The sequence below is a fragment of the Marinobacter changyiensis genome (genome assembly GCF_009193265.1).
Lineage (GTDB): Bacteria > Pseudomonadota > Gammaproteobacteria > Pseudomonadales > Oleiphilaceae > Marinobacter > Marinobacter changyiensis.
On record NZ_VZZZ01000012.1, the window covers coordinates 1 to 5,113 of the forward strand.

Annotated in this window: 8 protein-coding genes and 2 pseudogenes; 9 read left to right on the plus strand and 1 reads right to left on the minus strand. The window is 53.7% G+C overall.

The window, feature by feature from the left end:
• The 7 genes and pseudogenes from F6Y09_RS20250 to F6Y09_RS19965 form a co-directional block, all read left to right on the plus strand.
• The coding region (locus tag F6Y09_RS20250; protein WP_246180619.1) for a PKD domain-containing protein at positions 1-1,808 on the plus strand (1,808 nt) is incomplete at its 5' end.
• A gap of 32 nt (positions 1,809-1,840) precedes the next feature.
• Positions 1,841-2,440, plus strand: coding sequence for a PEP-CTERM sorting domain-containing protein (locus F6Y09_RS19945; RefSeq protein WP_179959484.1), 600 nt, complete (start codon positions 1,841-1,843; stop codon positions 2,438-2,440).
• A gap of 18 nt (positions 2,441-2,458) precedes the next feature.
• Positions 2,459-2,662 (plus strand): hypothetical protein, encoded by a 204-nt coding sequence (locus tag F6Y09_RS20385; protein ID WP_152208718.1) that lies wholly within the window; start codon positions 2,459-2,461, stop codon positions 2,660-2,662.
• Positions 2,640-2,750, plus strand: a pseudogene (locus tag F6Y09_RS20910) (IS1595 family transposase); the annotation flags it as partial. The gene F6Y09_RS20385 and the pseudogene F6Y09_RS20910, both read left to right, overlap by 23 nt.
• An 82-nt stretch (positions 2,751-2,832) precedes the next feature.
• Positions 2,833-3,423 (plus strand): annotated as a pseudogene (locus tag F6Y09_RS19955) (transposase); the annotation flags it as partial.
• A gap of 22 nt (positions 3,424-3,445) precedes the next feature.
• Positions 3,446-3,658 (plus strand): hypothetical protein, encoded by a 213-nt coding sequence (locus tag F6Y09_RS19960; RefSeq protein WP_152208719.1) that lies wholly within the window; start codon positions 3,446-3,448, stop codon positions 3,656-3,658.
• Positions 3,648-3,863, plus strand: a complete 216-nt coding sequence (locus F6Y09_RS19965) for an amphi-Trp domain-containing protein (protein WP_152208720.1) — start codon at positions 3,648-3,650, stop codon at positions 3,861-3,863. Before F6Y09_RS19960 ends, F6Y09_RS19965 begins: the two co-directional genes overlap by 11 nt.
• Here F6Y09_RS19965 and F6Y09_RS19970 read toward each other — a convergent pair.
• On the minus strand, positions 3,842-4,213 hold the full coding sequence (locus tag F6Y09_RS19970) for a hypothetical protein (protein ID WP_152208721.1): 372 nt from the start codon (positions 4,211-4,213) through the stop codon (positions 3,842-3,844). The genes F6Y09_RS19965 and F6Y09_RS19970 overlap by 22 nt on opposite strands.
• 124 nt (positions 4,214-4,337) lie before the next feature.
• Here F6Y09_RS19970 and F6Y09_RS19975 point away from each other — a divergent pair, with 124 nt between their 5' ends.
• Positions 4,338-4,754, plus strand: a complete 417-nt coding sequence (locus F6Y09_RS19975) for a GFA family protein (RefSeq protein WP_179959485.1) — start codon at positions 4,338-4,340, stop codon at positions 4,752-4,754.
• A 179-nt stretch (positions 4,755-4,933) separates the two neighbouring features.
• Positions 4,934-5,113 (plus strand): hypothetical protein (locus F6Y09_RS20390; RefSeq protein ID WP_218944215.1); only part of this gene is annotated, 180 nt, incomplete at its 3' end.

The window sequence follows — 5,113 nt, forward strand, 5'->3', positions numbered from 1 at the left end:
ATTTTCAGGTACCCCAGACCGGCACCTATACCGTGCTGGTGGACGACGTGACTCAAGGCGGGGCGCAAACCGGAAACTACGAACTGCATTTCGCCAGCGCGCCTGGTGCTGATGAGCATGGATTGCTCATCCCTGGTATTCCCAAAACTGAGACTGTAACCATCGGTGACCTGGATTCTTATACATTCGCTGCATCTGCGGGCAGCCTGGTGGATGTGTCGGTTCTGGATACTGGTGCTACCCCCCTTGCACCTTATTTCCTCCTGTACGGCCCAACCGGTGATTACCTCACAGGGAGCTCAAGCTCGACTGAGGCTACCATTGAGCGTTACCAGGTGAACATGACTGGCGTTTACACGCTAATTATTGGTGATATAACCCAAGGTGGGGCGCAAACTGGTGATTACCGAATCCTGTTGGGCCTCGAAGGTGGTATCAGCAACTCAGCACCCGTTGCCGACGCAGGCACTTCGGTGTCCGTGGCCAAGGGACAAGTCGTCACCCTGGATGGCTCAGGTTCCTTTGATGCCGATGGTGCTCCACTGCCCCTGACGTATACCTGGGAAATTGGCGTTGTACCCGAAGGCAGCCTGGTTACAACCGATGATCTCTCATCGACGGATCAGGCCACCACGTCGTTCACGCCTGATGTGGGCGGTATTTATATCGCCTCCCTGACTGTGTCTGATGGTGACCTTGAGGACACCGATACCGTCAATATTACGGTGGAGAATCAGGTACCTGTGGCTGAGGCCGGGGCAGATCAGCAAGTGCTGGTGGGCCAAACAGCCACCCTGGATGGCTCGGGTTCTTCCGATGGTGATATGGACCCGCTTGAATACAGCTGGACTCTGGTTTCGGCACCGGAAGGTAGTGCGCTAACCGGACTGACAGGCGCTGCTGAGCCCATTGCATCGTTAACGCCGGATGTAGCGGGTGTTTACGAGGTTAGCCTGGTGGTTAGCGACGGTGAGAGCTTTAGTGACCCTGCAACAGTTACGGTCACTGCCAGTGAGAGCAACGTTGGCCCGACTGCCGTTATCGACGCCCCTGCCAGTGTGTATCTCGGCGATGTAGTGCAACTGAACGGCGGCGACAGCTTCGATCCCGACTCAGGACCGGATCCGCTAACCTTCGAATGGACCCTCCAATCTGTGCCTTCCGACAGCGATCTGACCGCCGCGGATATTGAGGACCGTCTTACTCAGACAGCCTTCTTCACCCCAGACGCAGCAGGGTCCTATGTGGTTCAGCTAACGGTGAGTGACGGAGACGCGATTGGCAGCACAACGGTCGAAATCAAGGTGGGCATCAGCAACCAGGCGCCGATCGCGGATGCCGGTAGCGATCAGTCCGCCATCGTAGGTGACACGGTTTCCCTGGATGGCAGTGGCAGCAGCGATCCCGACAGCGGTCCTCTGGGCCTGACCTATCTGTGGCACTTCGTCAGTATCCCGGCTGGTAGTGCACTGGTACAGGGCGACATCATGCTGTCGAACTCCGAACTGGCGAGTTTTATGCCTGATGTGCCTGGCAGCTACGTACTGGAGCTTGAAGTGTTCGATGGCGAGATGTCGGCCACCGACAGCGTCACCATTACCGTTGAGGGCGAAACAGGTCCCATGGCCTGTGACATGAACGGCGATGGCAAGGTGGATATATCGGACATTTACTCGATCATGTCCCTGGCCAGAACCGCTGCGACAGGACAGGATGACCCCGCCGACTGGAACGGTGATGGAGTGATCAATGTGCTGGATGCTCGCGGATGTGTCCTTCAATGTGATGTGCCCGGTTGTGGCTCATAGCAATAACCCGAAAAGGAAAACAGGAGATGTTTATGAAATACACAATAGCGAAAGCAGGGCTGGCGGCCGGATTGTTGATGATCGCCCAGGTAGGGTGGGCTTTTCCCATGTTGTCGGTCACTAGCGCGCAGAGCGATGTTGAGCAGACCTACCAGTTGGGTGATACCGTTAGCGTGGATGTCTGGATCTCCGGTCTGGATCCCGCCTCGGGTGTTGCTCTTGGAGGATTCCAACTGAGTTTAGACTTTGATGGCGCCGTAATTGACTATCAGTCGACACAGTTTGCGGACACGTTTGCTCCTCTGCTGCCCCCAATAGAAGGAGAAAATGTCGTCGACCTGATAGCTGTCTCTTTGGCACCTGACCTGTCGGATCAGCCGGCAGCCTTCGAACTGTTCACTCTTCAGTTTCTGGCTGCTAATGTCGGCACGAGCCCACTGAACTTTGGTTCCGTATTATTGTCGGATGCTTTTGGCGAGGAACTGGTTAGTGGCACCAATTCGGCAACCCTGAATGTGGTGGCACCGACGGTGAAAGTGCCAGAGCCGGGCTCGCTTGCGTTATTGATGATTGGCCTAGCTGCGTTTGTGATCGGCAGGTACCGAAGCAGGTCCTCAGCGGCATCTGCGTAGTTATTATTCGGGCCTGAAATGAAAAAGGGCAATGAGTTATCGCTTATTGCCCTTTTTCAAAAGCCTGCCGCAGCAAAGATAGGAGCAGCTTCAGACCCAATTGTGCCGCCCACTAAACCGCCAGTGAACATCAGGATGATGCTTCTCATATCCCCTTTGTGCGATGCACTTGAACCCGCCGACATTCTAATCGCAATCGATATTTCACAACATCCAGATTGACCTTCAGCAACAGCTTGCCAGTCAGCTTCTCGGGCAGATCAATGCTCAGACCCATACGTTGCTCGAAACTGCCAGCTCTCATTGCCTGTGATCTCACTATGGCGATAAACGTCTCTTCAAATAGGAGCGTTTTTGGCGCTTGCAGCGATATCGACGCCAGAGCCTGGCCTGTCAACGGCTATGTGCCGGACAACCAGTTCCGCAGCTGGGACCCGAAGTTCGCAAACCAGAAAGACACTTACGGTAAACGTCATCAGAACCTGCCGGACACGGGCTGGAAGAAAACCATCCCAGCCACTGAGTTCCACTTCGATCCAGTCACCATGGCCTGTGTCTGTCCAGCAGGGGAATCCCTGCACTACGAGGGCACAAGAACCGATCAGAACGGTATGCTCCGGGCTCACTTCCAGGGGAGACTACTCCAGTGCCGGCATTGCCCCAAGAAACACCAATGCATGCAGAACCCGGACTCTGCAAATCATCGCAAAGGCAAAGGGCGGCAAGTCTCCTACACCCTGGAGCTGAAACGCGGACCCACTTATACCGATTGGATGAAGCAACGCGTCGACAGCCAGCGGGGCAAAGAGATCTACGGCCACCGTATGTCAGTGGTGGAACCGGTGTTCGGCAACATCGGCACCAACAAACGACTGAACCGGTTCAGCCTGCGAGGCAAGAAGAAGGTACAAGGCCAATGGCAGCTATACTGCCTCGTACACAATATTGAGAAACTGGCGAATTACGAGCAGCTAGCGGCATGACGCAGGGATCAGAAGGCCGGATATGGGGCTGCTGGATGCCAGCAGTACCGGCACTGATACCGTCAAAGAGCCGGAACTGATGGCTGAACATCGGAATCGCGAAAATCGGCTAGTTGATGGCCGCTACAAAAAAATCAGGAACCAGGCAGCGGGAACGACTCAGAATCGGGTTTTTCTACAGCCTCGTTATGTGAACAAAACTCATCTACTAAAAGGATATATTTATGAAAGATGATCGAGATATAGAGAAAGGATATTCAACCTCTGAATTTGTTTCTAAGCTAAGACGTTTGGCTGATGCATTGGAATCAGGAGATAAGTTTGAAATTCAAATAGCCGGTGAGCGAATCTATGTGCCAGTTCGTGCTATATACAATATTGAGCATGAAAGAGAAGGCTCAGAGGAAGAGATAGAATTTCAAATAAAATGGACAAATTGAAACACATAACCAGTGCCAGCCAACTGCATGCAGTCGCGCTTGTCGGTTTTGACCTGCTGCCCGGGTTTCTTCGGAATCAGTGATGGTGCCACCACGAAGCAGGGATAGTCCCAGCTTGAGAGCAGGCGGTAGAGCCAGTAGCCGCAGGGACCGGCTTCATAGACGAACTGGAGCTGACAACCCGGGTGTCGGGATTCGAACTGCCGGACCATCTTGCGGATGGCGTAGTGCTGGGTACCGATGCTTCCCAGGTAAGTGACGGGTTCTATTCGGGAATCTGTGGCGTAGGCTACAGCGATGGAGTCTTTGTGCGTATCCAGGCCAATGAACACTGTGCTATGTTTTTTCATGGTGCTGCCCCCCGATTTTACGCATGTGAACACGTAAATTATGGCTCTGGCTGAGGCTAACCCACGAGGTGGGGGCAGCCTTCTAGTGGGGAGTCATAATGTCTAGGCAAAAAAAGGGGGCATTGTGTATACGGGTAATTGCTTATGCGGCGGGGTCCACTTCCAGATCCAGGCCGAACTGGAACCAATTCAGGTGTGTCATTGCTCTCAATGCCGCAAAGCGCAGGGCACACCGTTCGCAACAAATACACCTGTTAAAGAATCTGCTTTCCAGTTGGATAGCGGCGCTGAGTTACTCAAATCGTTTGAGGCGTCGCCTGGCAAGCAGAGAGTTTTTTGTAGTAAGTGCGGATCGCCGATCTACAGCAAAAAAGACGCTCTGCCTGGTGTGCTTCGAATTCGCGCAGGGCTGATCAATGAGTCGTTGTCGTCAAAGCCGGTGGCTCATTCCTATACGGGATCAAAAGCCAATTGGTGGCCCATCAACGACGATCTGCCTCAGTTCGAGGCCGCGTATGCTCCACAAAGCAGCAAGGCCTAACCAGCGGCATCACGGTGACCGCTTCTCCGCCGCTTTGCGGCTACAAATCGGCACATGTGCCGGGCGTTAATCGTCCTACTCGAATGTCCGCTTTGCGACCGTAGCTTCAGTTTTGTACCTCCGCCGATCAACCTTTGGCACGCCGCATTCAGTTTTGGTGTGACGTGCTACGCTGAGGAGTGACAGTAACCCTGTCTGGCTTTCCAGCTTGGCCGAACCATTCGCTCCGTTGTCTGTTTGACCTGCTCCCCTCTGGCTTAACCATTTTCAGCTTAGTAATGTTCATCACAGCAGAGGACGATGAACATGAAAAAGCGATTTTCAGACGAGCAGATCATCAGCATTTTGAAGGAGGCCGA